Source organism: Pseudomonas sp. GW822-FHT04C11 (assembly GCF_058800905.1).
Genome location: NZ_JBXAMS010000001.1, coordinates 267,379 through 286,817 on the forward strand (window position 1 = coordinate 267,379; position 19,439 = coordinate 286,817).

At 61.2% G+C, this 19,439-nt stretch carries 16 protein-coding genes; 10 read left to right on the top strand and 6 right to left on the bottom strand.

Annotation, left to right across the window (positions count from 1 at the left end; all coding sequences use genetic code 11):
- Positions 1–8 precede the first annotated feature (8 nt).
- Entirely contained in the window at positions 9–2,273 is a 2,265-nt protein-coding gene (gene parC / locus AC1RJ3_RS01200; protein WP_103316320.1) for a DNA topoisomerase IV subunit A, read from the top strand.
- Positions 2,274–2,450: 177 nt separating this feature from the next.
- Positions 2,451–3,158: a PqiC family protein gene (locus AC1RJ3_RS01205; protein WP_054595336.1), complete on the top strand. Its 708-nt coding sequence runs from the start codon at positions 2,451–2,453 to the stop codon at positions 3,156–3,158.
- A gap of 342 nt (positions 3,159–3,500) precedes the next feature.
- Here the strand turns inward: AC1RJ3_RS01205 and AC1RJ3_RS01210 are convergent, their stop codons facing one another.
- Positions 3,501–5,042 carry an AhpA/YtjB family protein gene (locus AC1RJ3_RS01210; protein ID WP_103316319.1) on the bottom strand — a complete coding sequence of 514 codons (1,542 nt, stop codon included), beginning with the start codon at positions 5,040–5,042 and terminating at the stop codon, positions 3,501–3,503.
- 134 nt (positions 5,043–5,176) lie between these two features.
- Between AC1RJ3_RS01210 and serB the strand changes: the two genes are divergently transcribed.
- Positions 5,177–6,391, top strand: a complete 1,215-nt coding sequence (serB, locus tag AC1RJ3_RS01215; RefSeq protein ID WP_054595338.1) for a phosphoserine phosphatase SerB — start codon at positions 5,177–5,179, stop codon at positions 6,389–6,391.
- A 125-nt stretch (positions 6,392–6,516) separates the two neighbouring features.
- Here the strand turns inward: serB and asd are convergent, their stop codons facing one another.
- The 3 genes from asd to AC1RJ3_RS01230 all read right to left on the bottom strand — a co-directional run bounded on the left by asd (position 6,517) and on the right by AC1RJ3_RS01230 (position 10,058).
- Complete coding sequence (asd, locus tag AC1RJ3_RS01220; protein ID WP_493077053.1) at positions 6,517–7,377, bottom strand: archaetidylserine decarboxylase; 861 nt, start codon at positions 7,375–7,377, stop codon at positions 6,517–6,519.
- A 9-nt stretch (positions 7,378–7,386) separates the two neighbouring features.
- Positions 7,387–8,211, bottom strand: a complete 825-nt coding sequence (gene rhdA, locus AC1RJ3_RS01225) for a thiosulfate sulfurtransferase (protein ID WP_493077055.1) — start codon at positions 8,209–8,211, stop codon at positions 7,387–7,389.
- A gap of 314 nt (positions 8,212–8,525) precedes the next feature.
- Positions 8,526–10,058 (bottom strand): HDOD domain-containing protein, encoded by a 1,533-nt coding sequence (locus AC1RJ3_RS01230; RefSeq protein ID WP_493077057.1) that lies wholly within the window; start codon positions 10,056–10,058, stop codon positions 8,526–8,528.
- A 166-nt stretch (positions 10,059–10,224) separates the two neighbouring features.
- Here AC1RJ3_RS01230 and motA point away from each other — a divergent pair, with 166 nt between their 5' ends.
- The gene (gene motA / locus AC1RJ3_RS01235) at positions 10,225–11,076 is read left to right on the top strand and encodes a flagellar motor stator protein MotA (protein ID WP_054595342.1); all 852 of its coding nucleotides are present in this window, start codon (positions 10,225–10,227) and stop codon (positions 11,074–11,076) included.
- Positions 11,077–11,238: 162 nt separating this feature from the next.
- Complete coding sequence (gene motB / locus AC1RJ3_RS01240) at positions 11,239–12,285, top strand: flagellar motor protein MotB (RefSeq protein ID WP_493077059.1); 1,047 nt, start codon at positions 11,239–11,241, stop codon at positions 12,283–12,285.
- A gap of 98 nt (positions 12,286–12,383) precedes the next feature.
- On the opposite strand, the gene rsgA is transcribed toward motB, so the two are convergent.
- Positions 12,384–13,415 (bottom strand): small ribosomal subunit biogenesis GTPase RsgA, encoded by a 1,032-nt coding sequence (gene rsgA, locus AC1RJ3_RS01245; protein WP_054595344.1) that lies wholly within the window; start codon positions 13,413–13,415, stop codon positions 12,384–12,386.
- 107 nt (positions 13,416–13,522) lie between these two features.
- Here rsgA and orn point away from each other — a divergent pair, with 107 nt between their 5' ends.
- Positions 13,523–14,065: an oligoribonuclease gene (orn, locus tag AC1RJ3_RS01250; protein WP_347928737.1), complete on the top strand. Its 543-nt coding sequence runs from the start codon at positions 13,523–13,525 to the stop codon at positions 14,063–14,065.
- Positions 14,066–14,292: 227 nt separating this feature from the next.
- Complete coding sequence (locus AC1RJ3_RS01255; protein WP_054595346.1) at positions 14,293–14,904, top strand: trimeric intracellular cation channel family protein; 612 nt, start codon at positions 14,293–14,295, stop codon at positions 14,902–14,904.
- Positions 14,905–14,915: 11 nt separating this feature from the next.
- On the opposite strand, the gene queG is transcribed toward AC1RJ3_RS01255, so the two are convergent.
- Positions 14,916–15,980 (bottom strand): tRNA epoxyqueuosine(34) reductase QueG, encoded by a 1,065-nt coding sequence (queG, locus tag AC1RJ3_RS01260; RefSeq protein ID WP_493077063.1) that lies wholly within the window; start codon positions 15,978–15,980, stop codon positions 14,916–14,918.
- Positions 15,981–16,043: 63 nt separating this feature from the next.
- Between queG and AC1RJ3_RS01265 the strand changes: the two genes are divergently transcribed.
- From AC1RJ3_RS01265 to AC1RJ3_RS01275, 3 genes are read left to right on the top strand one after another with little or no spacing between them, the layout of a single operon-like run.
- Entirely contained in the window at positions 16,044–17,543 is a 1,500-nt protein-coding gene (locus AC1RJ3_RS01265; RefSeq protein WP_493077065.1) for an NAD(P)H-hydrate dehydratase, read from the top strand.
- Positions 17,531–18,001, top strand: a complete 471-nt coding sequence (gene tsaE / locus AC1RJ3_RS01270) for a tRNA (adenosine(37)-N6)-threonylcarbamoyltransferase complex ATPase subunit type 1 TsaE (protein ID WP_054595349.1) — start codon at positions 17,531–17,533, stop codon at positions 17,999–18,001. Before AC1RJ3_RS01265 ends, tsaE begins: the two co-directional genes overlap by 13 nt.
- Positions 18,002–19,438, top strand: coding sequence for an N-acetylmuramoyl-L-alanine amidase (locus AC1RJ3_RS01275; protein ID WP_054595350.1), 1,437 nt, complete (start codon positions 18,002–18,004; stop codon positions 19,436–19,438).
- Position 19,439: the final 1 nt, after the last annotated feature.

Sequence of the window (19,439 nt, forward strand, 5' to 3'; positions counted from 1 at the left end):
AGGCCCGCATGAGCGACTCCCTGGATCTCAGCCTGGACGGCGTTGAACGCCGTTCACTGGCCGACTTCACCGAAAATGCCTACCTCAACTACTCCATGTACGTGATCATGGACCGTGCTTTGCCGCACATCGGCGACGGCTTGAAACCTGTACAGCGGCGTATCATCTACGCCATGAGCGAGTTGGGGCTGGACGCTGACTCCAAGCACAAGAAGTCCGCGCGTACGGTCGGTGACGTGCTCGGCAAGTTCCACCCGCACGGCGACTCGGCGTGCTACGAAGCCATGGTGCTGATGGCCCAGCCGTTCAGCTACCGCTACACGCTGGTGGACGGGCAGGGTAACTGGGGTGCGCCGGACGATCCGAAATCCTTCGCGGCCATGCGTTACACCGAGGCGCGCCTGTCGCGTTATTCCGAAGTGCTGCTCAGCGAACTGGGCCAGGGCACGGCGGATTGGGGTCCGAACTTCGACGGCACCCTCGATGAACCGCTGGTATTGCCAGCACGTTTGCCGAACATCCTGCTCAACGGCACCACTGGCATCGCCGTGGGTATGGCCACAGACGTTCCGCCGCACAATCTGCGGGAAGTTGCCACGGCCTGCGTGCGTTTGCTCGATGAACCGAAAGCCACGGTCGAGCAGCTCTGTGAGCACATCCAGGGCCCGGATTATCCGACCGAAGCGGAAATCATCACACCGCGCGCCGACCTGCTGAAAATCTACGAAACCGGTCGCGGTTCGGTGCGCATGCGCGCCGTGTATCACATCGAAGACGGCGACATTGTCGTCACCGCGCTGCCGCATCAGGTTTCCGGTGCCAAAGTGCTGGAGCAGATTGCGGCGATGATGCAGGCCAAACCGTCCAAGGCGCCGCAAGTGGCGGACCTGCGCGATGAGTCGGACCACGAGAACCCATGCCGTATCGTGATCATTCCGGTCAACAGCCGGGTCGATCATGAAGCGTTGATGCAGCACCTGTTTGCCAGCACCGAGCTGGAGTCGAGCTACCGGGTCAACATCAATATCATTGGCCTGGACGGCAAACCGCAGTTGAAGAACCTGCGGGCGTTGCTGGTGGAGTGGCTGGAGTTCCGGGTTCAGACCGTGCGCCGCCGCTTGCAATTTCGCCTGGACAAGGTCGAGCGTCGCCTGCACCTGTTGGACGGCTTGCTGATCGCGTACCTCAACCTGGATGAAGTGATCCACATCATCCGTACCGAGGAACACCCCAAAGCCAAGCTGATCGAACGCTTTGCCCTGAGCGAAATCCAGGCTGACTACATTCTCGACACTCGCCTGCGTCAGTTGGCGCGACTCGAAGAAATGAAGCTGCGCGATGAGCAGGATGAACTGCTCAAGGAACAAGCCAAGCTGCAAGCCTTGCTGGGCAGCGAAACCAAGCTGAAGAAGCTGGTGCGCAGCGAGCTGATCAAAGACGCCGAAACCTATGGCGACGACCGTCGCTCGCCGATTGTCGAGCGTGCCGAAGCCAAAGCGCTGACCGAGCACGATCTGCTGCCGAACGAAAAAGTCACCGTAGTGCTGTCCGAGAAAGGTTGGGTGCGCTCGGCCAAGGGCCACGACATCGACGCCACCGGGCTTTCGTACAAGGCCGGGGACGGCTTCAAGACCGCAGCGGCCGGTCGTTCCAACCAGTTTGCGGTGTTCATCGATTCCACCGGTCGCAGTTATTCGGTGCCGGCGCACACGCTGCCATCGGCCCGTGGCCAGGGTGAGCCGCTGACGGGGCGTCTGACGCCGCCGCCCGGCGCGACCTTCGAATGCGTTTTGATGCCTGAAGACGATGGGCTGTATGTCATTGCCTCGGACGCCGGTTACGGTTTCGTGGTCAAGGGTGAAGACCTGCAAGCCAAGAACAAGGCCGGCAAGGCGCTGTTGAGCCTGCCGAACAACGCCAAGGTGATTCTCCCGCGTCCGGTCGCTGACCGTGAGCAGAACTGGTTGGCCTCGGTCACCACCGAAGGTCGCTTGCTGATATTCAAAATCAGCGATCTGCCGCAGCTGGGCAAGGGCAAAGGCAACAAGATCATCGGTATCTCCGGCGAACGTGTGGCCAGTCGCGAGGAATATGTCACCGACATCGCGGTATTGCCGGAAGGCGCGACCCTGGTATTGCAGGCCGGTAAGCGCACGCTGTCGCTTAAAGCCGATGACCTCGAACACTATAAAGGTGAGCGCGGACGCCGTGGCAACAAGCTGCCACGGGGCTTTCAGCGCGTTGATGCACTATTGGTAGAAGCTATCAATTAAGCGGTCCAGCGTGCTCGATCTACGATTTAACCCGTAGATCGATGCTTTCGCGCTGGAGTCGGAGGCCATATTCACGGATGATATGGCCTTTCAAACGTGGGCGTGGTCCTGCGTTCTTCATATTGATTGAGTATTTTTCACTGTGACCGGCTCGTTGGCCGTCACTTGGATGGGATGATGACTGTTCTGCGCCTTCCTCTACTTTTGTTGCTCGCTGGCGTATTTGGCCTGGCGGGTTGCAGCGTTCACCAGCCGGTGTCGCTGTATCAGCTGGACAGCGGAAGTCCGGCTCAGCCTGCGCAAAGCGCGGGCATGGCGGTTTTGTTGGGCCCGGTATCGATCGCCGATTACCTGCAACGTGAAACCCTGCTGCAGCGCCAGCCTGATGGAAGCCTGCAAGCGTCCACCGACGGTCGTTGGGCGGGCAGCCTGTCTTCGGACATCAATCAGCTTCTGTTGCGCCAGGTGGCCGGCCATCTGGACAGCCAGCGCGTAGTGCTGGCACCGGCGACCCTGGGTTTCACCCCGGATGTACAGGTTTTGCTGTCGATCACTCGCCTGGATTCGGGTGAGTCGCAACCGGCGATCCTCGATGCCCAGTGGCGTTTGATCGACCGTCGTGGCCAGGTGCGTGACAACCGCATCATTCATCTGCAAGAGCCGCACGCCAGTGGTACGGCCGCTCAGGTGCAGGCCCAGGGCATATTGCTGCAGCGTTTGGCCGAGCAGCTGTCGGTCGCGCTCAAGCCGCTGGCCAATCAGCCGCCGGTTGTCGAAGCACCGCGTAAACCTGCGTCCAAGCCGGCGGCGCCGGCAGAGCCGGAGAAACCGAAGATCCCGATGGCTTCACCAATTCGCACGGACATGGAAGTGTTCAGGTTCTGAGGTGAATGCCGTACAGACAAAGCCCGCGTTGATGCGGGCTTTGTTGTTTCTGGCGGTTGGAAGGGAGAATGCAGGCAGCACCGTGCTGCGGGGCCAACGCATGTAGCAGCTGCCGAGCCTGCGAGGCTGCGTTCGGCCGCGAAGCGGTCGTGAAACCAGGTAACTTGTTCTTTCAGACAAGCCGCGTGCACAGGATTTGCGAGGACTTCGCCCGATCGCGGTCCGCCTCGAACGCAGCCTCGCAGGCTCGGCAGCTGCTACGTATACGGTTTCTATGCCGTCGGCCATGAAAAAGCCCGCAGACAATCACTCGTCTGCGGGCTTTTTGGTTCACGGCCGGGTTCAGCTCTTGGCGCGTGTCTCGTGCATGCGCGCCAGTTGCCGCTCCAGCATCGACGGGTAGGGCTCCATCAACCGTTCGACGCAGCAAGCGCCTTCAGGGCTGGCGATTGGGCGGATCCGCGCACGTTGGCGGATCAGTACGTCGTCGCTGATCTTGCGCTCCACCAGCAGCAGGTTTCGGCTGTGTTGGGACAATGCGAGCGCATCCTGAGCGGTTTCAGTCAGCAGCAGATCAATCTGGCTGAGGCCAAAGAGCCCATCGCCCAAGGTCAGGCCCAGCTGCAATTGCAGGGTGATGCCGCTGTCGGCGACTTCGATCTGCAACTGGTGGCCGAGCGCACGCAGCAACTCACCGCAGCAGATGGCGTTGGTCAGGTAGTCGTCGCCGCTGTCTTCACTGTGGAACAGCATCAGCGTGCTGCCATCGTTCAGGGTGTGCAGTTCGCTTTCATACAGCGAAGCCGCCTGGTCCAGGCAGTCGCGATAACGCTCCAGCAGTTCGGTCAGGCGTGCGCGTGGCAGGCGGCGCAGTTGCTCCTGAGCACCCAGCTGCACCGCCAATACCGCGCTGTGCTGCGGTTGCGCAGGGGCAGCAGGCTTGTTGAGTTGCGGCTTGGCAACGGGCGCGGCGGCAGCGGTGTCGCGAAGGTCGGCAAAAGGATCATCTTCGTCCAGTTCGTCTTCTTCAGCGCTGACCACGTGCCGTGCTGCCGGTTTCAGGCCGGCCACCGGAGCGCTCTCGTCGAAGCTTGGGTCGCGCAGGTTACGCACTTCGAAGCTCGGTTCGGCCTCTTCAGTGTCTTCGAAATCGTCGAATTCTGGCTCTGGCTCGGGTTCAGGCTCGACCTTTTCGGGTGCATAACTGCTGTGGAGCTGGCGAGCCAGGTCACCGATTTCGTCCTGGCGCTGAGTCGCCGGGGTGTGTTCGTCAATGTCGCGCAACCACACCCGCAATTGCAGCAGCGGCGTGGAGATGTGCCGACCCAGGCGCAAGCTCAGGGCCAGGGACAACGCCAGCAGGATCGCGCTGAGAATGCCCATGCTTTGCAGGCTGATGGTCATCGGCTGCTGGAACTGCGCCATGTCCAGGCTGATCCGCAGTTGACCGGCCGTCACGTCCTGAAAGGTGATCTTGCTCTCGTACATGCCTTCGGCTTCGCCCAGCAAGCCATGCTTGGGGCGCTGTCCGGCCTCGGCGAGAATCCGGTTGTCCACGCTATAAATAGCCGCGTGAGCCACCAACGGGTTCTTGGTCAGGTTGTTCAGCAATACGTTGAGGCTGAGGATGTCGTTGGACACCAACAGTTCGGTCGCCGACATCGCTGTCTGGGTAGTCAGGCTCTGGCCGAGGGCATCCGCTTGCTCGTGCATGGCCTGTTTGAACTGCAGACCCATCACGCAGGCATAGATCACCAGGGCCAATGCGACCAGGATCACGTTATGGCTGGCAATGCGCAATGCAATCGGTACACGGCGATGGCGCAGTGCCCGGAAGATCAGCAGAAAGAAGTTATCGGTTTTAACTGGCGTAGGCCGGTTCACTGAGCTCGGCTCTTTTGTCCGTGAAGTTGACGCGCAGTATAGCGACAGGCCCCAGACCGGCAAAGCGCTCGCTGTGCCCGATGGTCACTGAAAGTGGGTAGAATGCGGTTTTTTTCCACTTGCGGGGGTGCGCCTTGCGCGAAATCGTCCTGATAAACATCACGGGAGTCGACCGTCCGGGTCTGACTGCGGCCATTACCGGTGTACTGGCCCAGGGTGGTGTGAACATTCTCGACATCGGTCAGGCGGTGATCCACGACACGTTGTCGTTCGGCATCCTGGTTGAAATTCCCGACACCGAACAGGGTTCGTCGGTGCTCAAGGACATCCTGTTCAAGGCCTACGAGCTGGGGCAACAGGTGCGTTTCACGCCGGTCTCCGAAGAGGATTACCAGCTGTGGGTCGGCGCTCAAGGCAAGAAACGCCACATTGTGACCTTGCTGACCCGCAAAGTGACGGCCGAGCAGTTGCAGCGCGTGAGTTCGATCACTGCCAAATACGGGCTGAACATCGATCACATCGACCGTCTGTCCGGACGTATGCCACTGGACACTCCAGCTGACAAGGGCAAGGGCTGCATTGAGTTTTCCGTGCGTGGCGAAGCGGCCGATCCGCAGGCCCTGCGTGCCGAGTTCCTCAGCGTGGCCCAGGAGCTGAACGTCGATATCGCCTTCCAGGAAGATTCGCTGTTCCGTCGCAATCGTCGTCTGGCGGTATTCGACATGGATTCGACACTGATCGAAGCCGAAGTTATCGACGAGCTGGCCAAGGCTGCCGGGGTGGGCGAGAAGGTGTCGGAAATCACCGAGCGGGCGATGGCCGGCGAACTGGATTTCCGCGCCAGTTTCAAGGAGCGCCTGGCCTTGCTCAAAGGGCTGGACGTCAGCGTGCTGGACTCGATCGGGGCCTCCCTGCGCCTGACCGAAGGCGCTGAAACCTTGTTCGCCGAACTCAAGCGCCTGGGCTACAAGACGGCCATTCTGTCGGGCGGTTTCACTTACTTTGCCAAACAGCTGCAAGCCAAGCTGGGCATCGACTATGTGTTCGCCAATGAACTGGAAGTGGTCGACGGCAAAGTGACCGGTGTGGCTGTCGAGCCAATCGTCGATGCACAGCGCAAAGCCGATTTGCTGCGTGAGCTGGCGCACAAGGAAGGCTTGCGTCTGGAGCAGACCATTGCCGTCGGCGACGGTGCCAACGATTTGCCGATGCTGGCAATTGCAGGTCTGGGCGTGGCGTTCCGTGCCAAGCCGCTGGTCAAACAGTCGGCCAAGCAGGCGATTTCGACCCTGGGGCTGGATGGCGTGCTGTATCTGCTGGGCTTCAGAGACCGCGACGGTCAGCTCTGAACCGAATCAAGTGCCAAAAAAAACGCCGCAAATAGCGGCGTTTTTTCTGTGCGCAGGAGCTGCCGCAGGCTGCGATCTTTTGATCTTCGCGATCTCGCAGGTGTCAAAAGATCGCAGGCCTTTGGTTATGCCTTTGGAGTGCCCATGCCTTGGCCCATCATCACTGGCGAGCCAGCCGCCAGCTCTTCAGCCCACTTCACTTGATTCGGGCCAAATAGCACAACCGCCGTCGAACCCAGTTTGAAGCGACCCAGCTCGGCGCCTTTTTCCAGGTGAATCGGCGCGCGGGCAGCTTCGTCGTAGCGGAAGGTTTTCAGTTCGCGCTTGGGTGGCGTTACCAGCCCGGCCCAGACGGTTTCGATCGAAGCGACGATCATCGCACCGACCAATACCACAGCCATTGGCCCGCGCTCGGTGTCGAAGATGCACGCGACGCGCTCGTTACGGGCGAACAACTCTGGAACGTTTTCCGCGGTGATCTGGTTGACCGAGAAGATCCGGCCCGGAATGTAGACCATTTCGCGCAGGGTGCCAGCCAGCGGCATGTGTACGCGATGGTAGTCTTTGGGCGACAGGTAAATAGTGGCGAAATCGCCGCCCATGAACGGCGCAGCGTTTGCCGTATCACCGCCGAGCAATTCCAGCACGCTGAAACTGTGGCCCTTGGCCTGGAACACTCGACCATGCTCGATCGGGCCGAGCTGGCTGACGGCACCGTCAGCCGGGCTGAGGATTGCGCCCGGGGTCTGGTCCAGCGGGCGGGCGCCATCTTTCAGTGCGCGGGTGAAGAACGCGTTGAAGTGTTCGTAAGCGGTCAGGTCCTCGACCAGCGCTTGCGACATGTCCACCTGATAACGCTTGGCGAACCAGGCGGTGAAGGCGTTCTTGAACCAGCGCACGCGGCATTCGGCGATGCAGCCGGCCAGACGCGAGAGCAGGTGATGAGGCAGCAGGTACTGGCTGAGGATAAACAAACGCTTTTTCATTAACTGTCCTTAAGAACCTTGAATCTCAACAGGCGTGTCGGGGTGGTTGCCCCATTCGCCCCAGGAGCCGGCGTAGCCTTTGACCCGCGGATAACCGAGCGCCTTGGCCACCAGATAGGTGAAGCCAGAGCGATGGTGGGTCTGGCAGTGGGTAATCACTTCTTTGTCTTTGCTGATCCCGAGTTGTTCGAGGATCTGTGGCATGTCGGTGCGGATACGCAGGTTGCGCGCCTTGTCCATGCCGGCGGTCCATTCGAAATTGACTGCGCCAGGGATGTGTCCGCCCTTGGCGGCGAGGACTTTCTCGCCGGAATATTCCAGCGGCCCGCGTGCGTCCCAGATTGCCAGGTCGGCGGCGCCAAGACGGCTTTGCAGGTATTCGCGGGTAGCGGTGGGCTCGTCGTGCAAGGTCAGTGCAACCGGGCCGCCGACAGCCGCTGGAACCTCGGTTGAAACCGGCAAGCCTTCCGCCAGCCAGGCCAGCAGGCCGCCGTCCACATAGTGGTAGTTGCTGTGGCCGATGACATCCAGCAACCAGATGAAGCGTCCGGCCCAACCGCCGCCTTCATCGTCGTAGACCACGTAGACCGCGTCCGGGTTATGTCCCAGTTCGCCGAACAGGGCTTCAAGTGCAGCCTGTGGCGGCAACAGGCCCGGTGCCGGCGGATGACCCAGTTGAGTCCGTTTGGGGTCGACGAAGCGCGCGCCGGGAATATGGCCTTCGGCGTAGCGGGCGCTGCTGGTCAGGTCGACCAGAATCAGTTCGCGAGCATCGAGACGGGCGAGCAGGTCGCTCGGCTCGATGACCAGCGACAAGCCAGAGAAGTCAGACATGTGAGGTCTCCAGAGCACAAAGGGAAGGATTGTAGCGCAACGGCTATGAGGGCCTGTCATCAATTATTTCCTGTGCCGCGCCGGGTCTGCTGTGGTGCAGGGCAAGGCGCGAGGAGCGCGGTTTGGTCATTCCAAATAAGCTCCGAGCAACGCTGCCCTGCGCCACAGCAGGCCCGGCCCTTCGGGTTGTGCCTGAAAGCGGGTCAGACTGCGTTGCAGTCCTTGGCAAGGAAACGACCCTTATCTGCGGACTGCGCCTTGCCTGGCCCGCTTTCAGGCGACAACGCGGCACAGGAAATAATTGATGACAGGCCCTAGCGGTGGCTAAAGCTGTGCAGGGCTTTTTCGATGCACTGTGCGGTTTTGCCGAAGGCTTGCACGGTGATTTCCGAAAATGGACCGCCGCCCTGGTCCGCCACGACCAACATGATCACCCGGCCATTGTTGACCAGTGAGCGCAGCAGCAGGTGCTCGCCACCGAACAGTGCGCGCAGGCTGGCAGGCAGCAAGGCTGAAAACTGTGCGTTGTTGACTGGCGTCAGCCGCACCTGAGCCTGTTGCGAGAGCAAGCGTTGCAGCACGGTGCTCTGGCTGACCACAAAGTTCAGCATCGCGGCTTCTTTAGGCAGGCCGTGAATCTGGTGCACGCGCAATTGGCTGTGCGTGCGATCAGCCATCAGAATCATCACCCGACGCATGCCGCAGGCAGCCAGCGCGTCCCGGGCGAAGGTGGTCAGGTGCATGGCATTGGTAAAGCGGCTCGGCTCCGCCAGCAGTTCTGCGCATTGCTTGCGCCACTTTGTCAGGTCTTCGGCGGTGGGGGCGGGCGCCGGAAGCTGGCCGCGATGAAGGCGTCGCTCGTCCCACGGCCAGAGCAATGCCCCGGCGGGATGCCAAAGGTCCGGCATGGCATGGTTGCGGGCGCTGAGTGCGGCTTGCTGGTGCAGTTGCTGCTGGACCTCGTCCATCGGCATTTGCAGGTAGAGGCTGGTCAGAAACTGCCAGCGCAGGCAGTGAGGGCTGCTCCAGGCTTGCTGTGCCGATAACGCCAGACCGTTGGCCAGCAATACCGTGTTGGCCGGTTGGTTGAGCCAGCGGCGCAGCGTCGGGTCGTCATCAAGGCGGTTTTGCTGGCGCAACGGGTGTTCGGCGTCGCGGGCGATATGCACGACTTTCGCCAGCTCGCGTTGTTCATCCAGCAGCAATCGATAGCCTTGTCCTACCCAGATGGGCAGGCGCCAGACTTCCACCAGTGCCTGGCCGAGTTCCAGCAGGCGTACGCCGAACAATTCTTTTTCGACCTTGCGTGCTGGCTCGCGCTTGTGCAGGACCCGCAGTTCCCAGTCTTCCAGCAGTTGCGGGAAGGTCAGGGCCAGTGGCCAGAACGGCGAGAGGAACAGCAGGCTACCCCAGTGGATGTCCTGCCAGAGCCGCGCCAGGCGACTGGCAAAAAAACCGTTGGCCTGTTGGGTCGCGTGCAGGCTGATCAATTGAAGTTGGCGCAGGGCCGGCGGGATTTCGTTCTCGGGCAGGGCGGGCAGGCGCGCGAGCAGTTCTTCGGTGCGCTTGAGACCTAGGCGGTTGATCGCCACTTCCAGGTTCTCGCTGGGCTCGCTCATGCTGCCGTGGGTGTGGCGATTGGCTTCGCGGATGACGCTGAGGGCCAGGGCCGGGCTGCCTTGCATCAGTTCGGCAATATCGCGCAACGAGCTGCGATTGTCGGCGATAGCCTTGCAGACGCGATCATGGCTGGCTCGCGGCACGGGCAAGGTTACGCCATCGAGCAGCTTGACCCAGCCTTCGAGTGTGGTCGGTCTAGCAGTTGGAACGGTCGTTTCATTAGCCATGGTTGGGCGCGATCATCGTCTGCATTAAACACGCCCGGAGCGGGCCAAATTAGCTTTTCGCCTTAACTGGCTATAGTCTGGCGCAGTTTTGCCGATAAGTAGAAGAAGAGATTTTTTAACTTCCGAATATGACCTTGAACCCGACTTAAGTAAGTACCTTCTACCTATGGCTAAAATTATCGGCATCATCGTCGTATTCGCGAGCGTGCTCGGCGGATACGTGCTTTCCCACGGCAAGATTGCCGCCCTGATTCAGCCTTTCGAGGTGATGATCATCGGCGGTGCGGCGCTGGGTGCATTCCTTCAGGCCAACCCCGGTCACATGACGATGCACGTGCTCAAGAAATCCTTGGGCATGTTCAGTTCGCGTTTCAATCACACCTTCTACCTGGAGGTGCTGGGTCTGATCTACGAGATACTCAACAAGAGCCGTCGCGAAGGTATGATGGCCATTGAAGGCGATATTGAAGACGCCGCTGCCAGCCCGATTTTTGCCAAGTACCCGGCGGTTCTCAAAGACGACCGCATGACCGCGTTCATCTGCGATTACTTGCGCATCATGTCGTCCGGCAACATGGCGCCGCATGAGCTTGAGGGCCTGTTCGACATGGAACTGTTCAGCCTCAAGGAAGACCTCGAGCACCCATCCCACGCGGTCAACGGTATCGCCGATGCCATGCCCGGCTTCGGTATCGTTGCGGCGGTACTCGGTATCGTGGTGACCATGGCCTCGCTGGGTGAGGGCGATCAGAAGTCCATCGGTCTGCACGTAGGTGCCGCACTGGTCGGTACCTTCTTCGGTATTCTCGCGGCCTACGGTTTCTTTGGCCCGCTGGCGCACTCCCTGGCTCACGATGCCAAGGAAGAGCTGAATATCTACGAAGCCATCAAGGCTTCGCTGGTGGCTTCAGCTTCCGGCATGCCGCCATCGCTGGCGGTGGAGTTCGGGCGCAAGGTTCTGTACCCGGCACACCGTCCGAGCTTCGCTGAGCTGGAACAAGCGGTTCGCGGTCGTTAGTGCTTTGTCTTGTAAATACGTTCCTTTTTTGGCGAGTGTCTGTTGTTGCCAGACAAGGCGCCGCGACGAGTCATAGCCCGCTATGGCGAAGAGCGGCAACGCCGTATGGCGACAACAGGCACCGCCAGAAAGGAACAGTATTTGTGAGACAGAGCACTTAACATGGAAAATAATCAGCCGATAATCATCAAGCGCGTCAAGCGCATTGCTGGCGGGCATCACGGGGGCGCGTGGAAAATCGCCTTCGCTGACTTTGCGACGGCAATGATGGCGTTCTTCCTGGTGCTGTGGCTGCTATCCACCGCCACACCGGAACAGAAGATCGCCATTGCCGGTTACTTCAAGGACCCGATCGGCTTCTCTGAAAGCGGTACGCCGTTCATTATCGACCTGGGCGGCACGCCGGTGCTGGCGCCGGACAAGACTCTCAACCCCGAGGTCAAGTCGCAGCCGCAACCGGACAAGGTCACCGTCGATACCGAGCAGGTCGAAGGCATGGCCGAACAGGTCGAGCACGAGCGTCTGGAACTGTTGCTGCAAGAGCTGCAGAACAAGGTCGAAGAAAACCCGCAGCTGCAGAAGTTCAAGGATCAGATTCTTTTCGAAATCACCCCGGATGGCTTGCGCATCCAGATCATCGATTCCGAAAATCGGCCAATGTTCGACTCCGGCAGTGCGCGCTTGAAACCGTACTTCGAAGATATTCTGCTGGCCATGGCTGACACCATCAAAGCAGTGCCGAACAAGATCAGCATCGGTGGCCACACCGACGCCAAGCCTTATGCGGGCACCGGTGAATTCGGCAACTGGGAGCTTTCGGCCAATCGTGCCAACGCCGCTCGCCGGGCGCTGGTCGCGGGCAGCTATCCGGAACAGCAAGTGGCGCGGGTGGTGGGTTACGCTTCGTCGACGTTGTTCGATCGCAAAAATCCGCTCAATCCGGTCAACCGCCGCATCGACATCGTCGTGCTGACCAAGAAGGCCCAGCGCGCCATCGAGGGTGAACAAGGCGCGGAACCGGCACCAACACCGACACCGGGGCAGGGCGCTCCGGGTGAAGTGCCGGCCGTCCCTGCCGATCCGAACGCCTTGCCGGCGGACAAGGAACCCCTGCCGGCACATGAGCTTCGGGAACGCTTGAACCTGTTCGACGCTCCGGCACCGAAAGCCGGCGACCCGGCCAAACCGGCTGAGCCGCCTAGGCAGTGACCCAATAAAAAGCCGCGATGATCGCGGCTTTTTATTGTCTGTCGGTGCGCCAGTGAGCACTCAGCAGCCTTCAGTGTCGGGGCTGCTGAGCGCTCTGGTTAATAGCTGGTTTCGGGCAAGCTGGCGATGATCGAGCGGTAGCTGTTCATGCGCTGCTGTTGTACGCGACCTTCTTCCAGTGCCTTGAGCAGGGCGCAACCGGGTTCGCGGTCGTGCTTGCAGTCGCGGAAGCGGCAGGTGCCGATCAAGTCGTTGAACTCGATGAAACCGGCTTCGACGTCGGCACGGCTGACGTGGCCCAGGCCGAATTCCCGAATACCCGGGGAGTCGATCAGCTCACCGCCGCCGGGGAAGTGGAACAATCGCGCGGTGGTGGTGGTGTGGGTGCCCTGGCCGGACAGCTCGGACAGTGGGCCGACACGGGTTTCGACTTCCGGCAGCAGGCTGTTGACCAGCGAGGACTTACCGACGCCGGACTGACCAACGAACACACTGATGCGCCCGTCCAGTTGTTCCTGCAACTGCTCCATGCCATTGCCATGGTGCGCCGAGACTTCCAGCACCGGGTAACCCAGCGTGCGGTAGACCGCCAGCAAGGCATTCAGCGCCGGGGCATTCTGCTCGTCGATCAGGTCGAACTTATTGAGCAACAGCAGCGGGCGAATACCAGCGTGTTCGGCAGCGACCAGGTAGCGGTCGATCAGGTTGGCATGAGGTTCGGGGAGCGGGGCGAAGACGATCACGATCATGTCGACGTTAGCCGCTACCGGCTTGAGCTGGCCACGACTGTCGGGACGGCACAGTTCGGTTTTACGCGGCAATTGCGCGACGATGACGCCGATGCCCTGGTTGCCGGCACGCCAGACCACCTGGTCGCCGGTCACCAGCGCAGGCAGGTTGGCCCGCAAATGGCAGCGGAACACCTGGCCGGCCAGTTCGCCGTCGCGGGCTTCGACCTCGACCTGAACGCCGAAGTGAGCGATCACCAGGCCGGTCTGCTCGGGGCCAAGGTCGCCGCCCTCGAGCGCTTCGACGGCGGAGGATTCGCGTTTGGCGGCGCGTGCAGCGCGCTCACCTTGAATCTTTTCGATGCGCCAGTTTTGACGACGATTGAGTTGGCGTTTGGCCATGGGTGTTCCGTGTGGATAATGCAGCGATTAGGTAAAACGGCCGCGAGTTTAGCACGCCCCGAGAGTCCTCTAGGCTAAACTGCATGCCTACGCCGAGGAGCCGACACATGCAAAACCCGCAGAACCTGATTTGGATCGATCTGGAAATGACCGGTCTGAACCCTGACACCGATGTCATCATCGAGATGGCCACCATTGTCACCGACAGCAATCTCAACACCTTGGCCGAAGGCCCGGTCATCGCCATTCACCACAGCGACGAGATCCTGGCGGGCATGGACGAGTGGAACACCCGTCAACACGGTGGCTCCGGCCTGACCCAGCGGGTACGCGACAGCCGCATCAGTATGGCTGAAGCGGAAGCCCAGACCATCTCCTTCCTGGAAAAGTGGGTGCCGAAGGGCACGTCGCCGATCTGCGGCAACAGCATTTGCCAGGACCGGCGCTTCCTCTATACGCACATGAAGGCGCTGGAAAGTTACTTCCACTACCGCAACCTCGACGTCTCGACCTTGAAGGAACTGGCCGCACGCTGGGCTCCGGACGTACGCGACAGCTTCAAGAAGGGCAGCACGCACCTGGCGCTGGACGATATCCGCGAGTCGATCGCCGAGTTGCAGCACTACCGCACGCATTTCATCAAGTTCTGATTGAATGATATTGGGGGGGCTAATGTGGCGAGGGAGCTTGCTCCCGCTCGGCTGCGCAGCAGCCGTAAGTCTGGCAGCTACGGTTTATCAGGCAGCCTAGGTTGGGAGTGCTTCGCACTCCAGCGGGAGCAAGCTCCCTCGCCACAGGGTTTATATTCGCTCACCGCCCCCTTTTGGTGCCCCGACGATCTGAGTAGACTGCGCGCCTTCTCGTAAGGACCGCCGCCATGTTGTTGATGCTCTACCTGATTGCCATTACCGCTGAAGCCATGACTGGCGCGTTGTCTGCCGGTCGGCGTGGCATGGACTGGTTTGGCGTGGTGCTGATCGCCTGCGTGACGGCGCTGGGCGGTGGTTCGGTGCGTGACGTGCTGCTCGGGCACTATCCGCTGACCTGGGTCAAACACCCGGAATACCTGGTGTTGACCTCGGCTGCGGCAATGCTCACGGTCTTTACCGCACGCTGGATGCGCCATCTGCGCTCGCTGTTCCTGGTACTCGACGCCGTAGGGTTGGTGGCGTTTACCCTGATCGGCTGCATGATTGCGCTGGAAACGGGCCACGGCATGTTGGTGGCGTCGGTCAGCGGGGTGATCACCGGAGTGTTCGGCGGCATCCTGCGCGACATTTTCTGCAACGACATCCCGCTGATCTTCCGTCGCGAGCTCTACGCCAGCGTCTCGTTCGCTGCCGCCTGGTGCTACATGCTCTGCCTTTACCTGCAATTACCCGACGAACAGGCGATTTTGATCACCTTGTTTGGCGGCTTCCTGCTGCGCTTGCTGGCGATTCGTTTCCACTGGGAAATGCCCAAGTTCGTCTACAACGACGAAGCCTGACACCAGAGCTCCTACGAGAGTCCGTGTTGCTTCAGGGCCCACGCCACATGCTCGCGCACCAGCTCTGACGGATAGTCTGCACGCGCCTTCAGGGCTTCCAGCACCGGAATCGTTGAAGGCGCATTGCCAAGTCCGACGGCCAGGTTACGCAGCCAGCGCTCATAACCGGCGCGGCGCAGCGGCGAGCCTTCGGTGCTGCTCAGAAATTTGTCTTCATCCCACATGAACAGTTCGGCCAACTCGGCGTTGTCGAGGTTGTGTCGCGGTTTGAAGTCGCTTTCGCCGGACGGACGGGCGAAGCGGTTCCATGGGCAGACGATCTGGCAATCATCGCAACCGAACACCCGATTGCCGATCAGCGGCCGCAAATCTTCGGGGATCGCCGTTTTCAGCTCGATGGTCAGGTACGAAATGCAGCGGCGGGCGTCCAATACATAGGGGCCGACAAAGGCCTTGGTCGGGCAGATGTCCAGGCACGCCGTGCAGCGCCCGCAGTGCTCGGTGCTGTGGGGCGGGTCGACCGGCAGCGGCAGGTCGACGAACAGCTCGCTCAAAAAGAAGTAACTGCCGGCCTTGCGGTTCAGTACCAAGGTGTTTTTGCCGATCCAACCGAGACCCGCCTGTTCGGCGATGGCTTTTTCCAGCACCGGGGCGCTGTCGACGAAAGCCCTGTAGCCGAAGGGGCCAATGACCTGCTGAATCTTCTCGGCCAGTTGCTGCACGCGTTTGCGGATCAGCTTGTGATAGTCGCGGCCCAAGGCATAGCGCGAGACGTAGGCTTTTTCCGGTTGGCCCAGGCGCTTGGCCATTTCCGTGTCGCCCGGCAGGTAGTCCATGCGCAGTGAAACCACCCGCAATGTGCCCGGCACCAGTTCTTCCGGGTGTGAGCGTTTGCTGCCGTGGGCGCCCATGTAATCCATTTCGCCGTGGTAGCCGGCTTCGAGCCAGCGCTCCAGGTGTTGTTCATGCTCAGCCAGGTCCAGACCACTGATGCCGACTTGTTGAAAACCCAACTCGCGGCCCCAGTCCTTGATCGATTGGGCGAGAGCAGGAAGATCTGTGGTAATTGCAGGCATGAGACAGGGGAAACCGGAGCTGAGGTGCGTATAATTCTGCCAGACATCGGAGCCTGAAGACGCATGCCGCAGACAAAACACCATTTACCCGACGCACTGTACAGCGCCGCACAGGTCCGGGCGCTCGACGCGCGGCTGATTGCGGCCGGGACAACGGGCTTCGAATTGATGCATCGGGCTGCCCGCGCCACGTGGCGAGCGTTGGTCCGGCACTGGCCGACGGCCACTGAGCTCAGTGTGTTGGCGGGCCACGGCAATAACGCCGGGGACGGTTATCTGGTGGCGGTACTGGCGTTGCGTGCCGGTTGGCAGGTGCGAGTGCTGGCGGTGGTTGAACCGTCGCGCTTGCAGGGCGATGCCGCGCTGGCATTTGCCGAAGCGCTGGCCGTCGGGGTTGTCGTCGAGGCCTGGTCACCTGCCATCGAGCTGCGTGGGGTGGTGCTGGATGCGCTGCTGGGTACCGGCCTGAGCGGTGAGGTGCGCGAACCCTATGTTGCCGCGATCGAGGCGATCAATGCCTGTGGCCTGCCCGTTGCGGCGGTGGATATCCCGTCCGGTCTGTGCGCCGATACCGGGCGAGTCCTCGGGGTTGCGGTTCGGGCCGACCTCACCGTGACGTACATCGGCCTCAAGCTTGGGCTGTTCACCGGCGATGCGGCGGATCAGGTGGGGGAGTTGCAGTTCAACGATCTGCAAGCCGACACGCAGATCGTTGCTGAAAGCACCGTCAGTGCTTATCGCCTGAATCCAGACAACCTGCCGCGCCTGGCAGCTCGGGCACCGAGCGCTCACAAAGGCCGATTCGGTCACGTCCTGCTGATCGGTGGCGATCGGGGTTTCGGCGGTGCCATTCTCTTGAGTGCCCAAAGTGCCCTGCGCAGCGGCGCGGGCATGGTGTCTCTGGCGACCCGCAGTGAACATGTACCGGCCGCATTGGCGCGGGTGCCCGAAGTCATGGTGCTGGGCGTTCACTCGGCCAACCAACTGATGGACCCGCTCGGTCAGGCCAGTGTGCTGGTGGTCGGACCGGGGCTCGGCAAGGGCGCGTGGGGTCGCAGTTTGTTGTCGGCAGCGGCCAACGCCCCGTTACCGCAGGTCTGGGACGCCGATGCGCTGAATTTGCTGAGCCGGGGTGATGTGCGCCTGCCAAAGGATTGCGTGATCACTCCGCATCCGGGGGAAGCGGCGCGGTTATTGGGGATTTCCACGGCCGAGGTTCAAGCCGATCGCCCCGCCGCGGCCCATGCATTGAGCAAAAAATACACAACCACCGTCATTCTCAAAGGGGCCGGCAGCCTGATTGCCAGCCCTGATGGTCGTTTGGCGCTGTGTCATCAAGGCCACCCGGCCATGGCTGCCGCGGGTCTGGGGGATGTGCTGGCCGGACTGGTCGGCGCCTTGCTGGCCCAGGGCATGAATGCATTCGATGCAGCTTGCCTGGCGGTCTGGCTGCACGCCAACGCCGGCGAGCGTGAAGGTAAAACGGGCCGTGGGCTGGCGGCCAGTGATCTGATTCCCGCCATTCGTCAGTTGCTGGAGGAGCAAGCACCGTGTCTGAAGTAACCCTGTATCTGGCCAATGAAGACGCCATGGTCGCGTTGGGCAACCGTATCGCTCAAGTGACCAAAGGGCACGGCATCATCTTTCTGGACGGTGACCTTGGGGCGGGTAAAACCACCCTGTCGCGGGGCATTATTCGCGGTTTGGGGCATGTTGGCGCAGTAAAAAGTCCGACCTTTACCTTGGTCGAGCCCTACGAGATCGGCGACATTCGCGCCTTCCATTTTGACCTGTATCGACTGGTCGATCCGGAGGAGCTGGAGTTTCTTGGCATTCGTGACTATCTAGAAGACGATGCACTGTGTCTGATCGAGTGGCCCCAGAAGGGTGCAGGCTTTTTGCCAAAGCCCGACCTGACCATTACCATTAGCCCGCATGACAGCGGGCGTTCGCTGAATCTGTCGCCCCAGGGTTTGCGTGGCGAGTCTTGGTGTGCCTCTTTGGCATTGGAATTCAAATAAATGATGGGGTTAGGTATGCGCTTTCGCGCGTTGGTTGCTGTCGTAGGAATGCTGCTTACGGCACTGGCCGTCGACGCTGTGGCCGCGACAAAGGTCAACAGTGTTCGCTTGTGGCGGGCGCCGGATAACACCCGACTGGTGTTTGACCTGTCCGGCCCGGTCCAGCACAGCGTCTTTACCCTGACGTCCCCGGATCGTCTGGTGATCGACATCAATGGCGCCGTCCTTGGCGCGCCGCTGAAGGTCTCTACCGCCAATACCCCGATTACCGACATGCGTTCGGCTCAGCGCACGCCGACCGATCTGCGGGTGGTCATCGACCTGAAAAAAGCCGTTACCCCGAAGAGCTTCGTGCTGGCGCCGAATGCGCAGTACGGCAATCGCCTGGTGGTCGACCTGTTCGACAACGCCGCCGATGCCGCGCCACCGCCCGCACCGACCCCGGCCCCAACCGTTGCCACTGTGCCAGCGGTGCCGGTGGCTCCGGTTGAGCCGGCAATCAAGCTGCCGCCTGCTCCGGCCGGTAAGCGCGACATCATCGTGGTCATCGATGCCGGACACGGCGGCGAGGATCCGGGGGCTTCCGGTTCCCGTGGCCAGCACGAAAAAGACGTGGTGCTGGCCATCGCTCGCGAGCTGCAGCGCCAGGTCAACGGCATGAAAGGCTTCCGGGCCGAGCTGACCCGTACCGGCGACTACTTCATTCCATTGCGTGGCCGTACCGAGATCGCCCGCAAGAAGGGCGCCGACCTGTTCGTCTCGATTCACGCCGACGCGGCACCCTCCGCTGCAGCGTTCGGCGCTTCGGTATTCGCCTTGTCCGAGCGCGGCGCAACGTCCGAGACCGCGCGTTGGCTGGCCGACAGCGAAAACCGCTCCGACCTGATCGGCGGTGCTGGCAACGTCAGTCTCGACGACAAGGACAAGATGCTTGCCGGCGTACTGCTTGATCTGTCGATGACCGCGTCGCTGACTTCCAGCCTGAACGTCGGCCAGAAGGTCTTGAGCAACATTGGCCGGGTCACCTCGTTGCACAAACAACGCGTCGAGCAGGCCGGATTCATGGTGCTGAAGTCGCCGGACATTCCATCGATCCTGGTGGAAACCGGGTTTATCTCCAACGCCAACGAAGCCTCGAAACTGGCGGCGTCCGGTCACCAGCAAGCGCTGGCCCGTTCGATCAGCGCGGGTGTGCGCCAGTTCTTCCAGCAGAACCCGCCACCGGGCACCTACATCGCCTGGCTGCGTGATTCCGGCAAGATCGCCCAGGGGCCGCGTGACCACACGGTGCGTCCGGGTGAAACCCTGGCGATGATCGCGGTGCGTTATCAGGTCTCGCCGGCGACTCTGCGCAGCGCCAACGGCCTGCAGTCCGACGAACTGAAAATCGGCCAGCACCTGAACATCCCGGGCACCGAATTGGCGGCCAAGGAATGAA

Coding starts and splice junctions, on each gene's coding strand:
- parC (WP_103316320.1), top strand. CDS start 9: ATGAGCGACTCCCTGGATCTCAGCCTGGACGGCGTTGAACGCCGTTCA.
- AC1RJ3_RS01205 (WP_054595336.1), top strand. CDS start 2,451: ATGACTGTTCTGCGCCTTCCTCTACTTTTGTTGCTCGCTGGCGTATTT.
- asd (WP_493077053.1), bottom strand. CDS start 7,377: ATGAAAAAGCGTTTGTTTATCCTCAGCCAGTACCTGCTGCCTCATCAC.
- rhdA (WP_493077055.1), bottom strand. CDS start 8,211: ATGTCTGACTTCTCTGGCTTGTCGCTGGTCATCGAGCCGAGCGACCTG.
- AC1RJ3_RS01230 (WP_493077057.1), bottom strand. CDS start 10,058: ATGGCTAATGAAACGACCGTTCCAACTGCTAGACCGACCACACTCGAA.
- motA (WP_054595342.1), top strand. CDS start 10,225: ATGGCTAAAATTATCGGCATCATCGTCGTATTCGCGAGCGTGCTCGGC.
- motB (WP_493077059.1), top strand. CDS start 11,239: ATGGAAAATAATCAGCCGATAATCATCAAGCGCGTCAAGCGCATTGCT.
- rsgA (WP_054595344.1), bottom strand. CDS start 13,415: ATGGCCAAACGCCAACTCAATCGTCGTCAAAACTGGCGCATCGAAAAG.
- orn (WP_347928737.1), top strand. CDS start 13,523: ATGCAAAACCCGCAGAACCTGATTTGGATCGATCTGGAAATGACCGGT.
- AC1RJ3_RS01255 (WP_054595346.1), top strand. CDS start 14,293: ATGTTGTTGATGCTCTACCTGATTGCCATTACCGCTGAAGCCATGACT.
- queG (WP_493077063.1), bottom strand. CDS start 15,980: ATGCCTGCAATTACCACAGATCTTCCTGCTCTCGCCCAATCGATCAAG.
- AC1RJ3_RS01265 (WP_493077065.1), top strand. CDS start 16,044: ATGCCGCAGACAAAACACCATTTACCCGACGCACTGTACAGCGCCGCA.
- AC1RJ3_RS01275 (WP_054595350.1), top strand. CDS start 18,002: ATGATGGGGTTAGGTATGCGCTTTCGCGCGTTGGTTGCTGTCGTAGGA.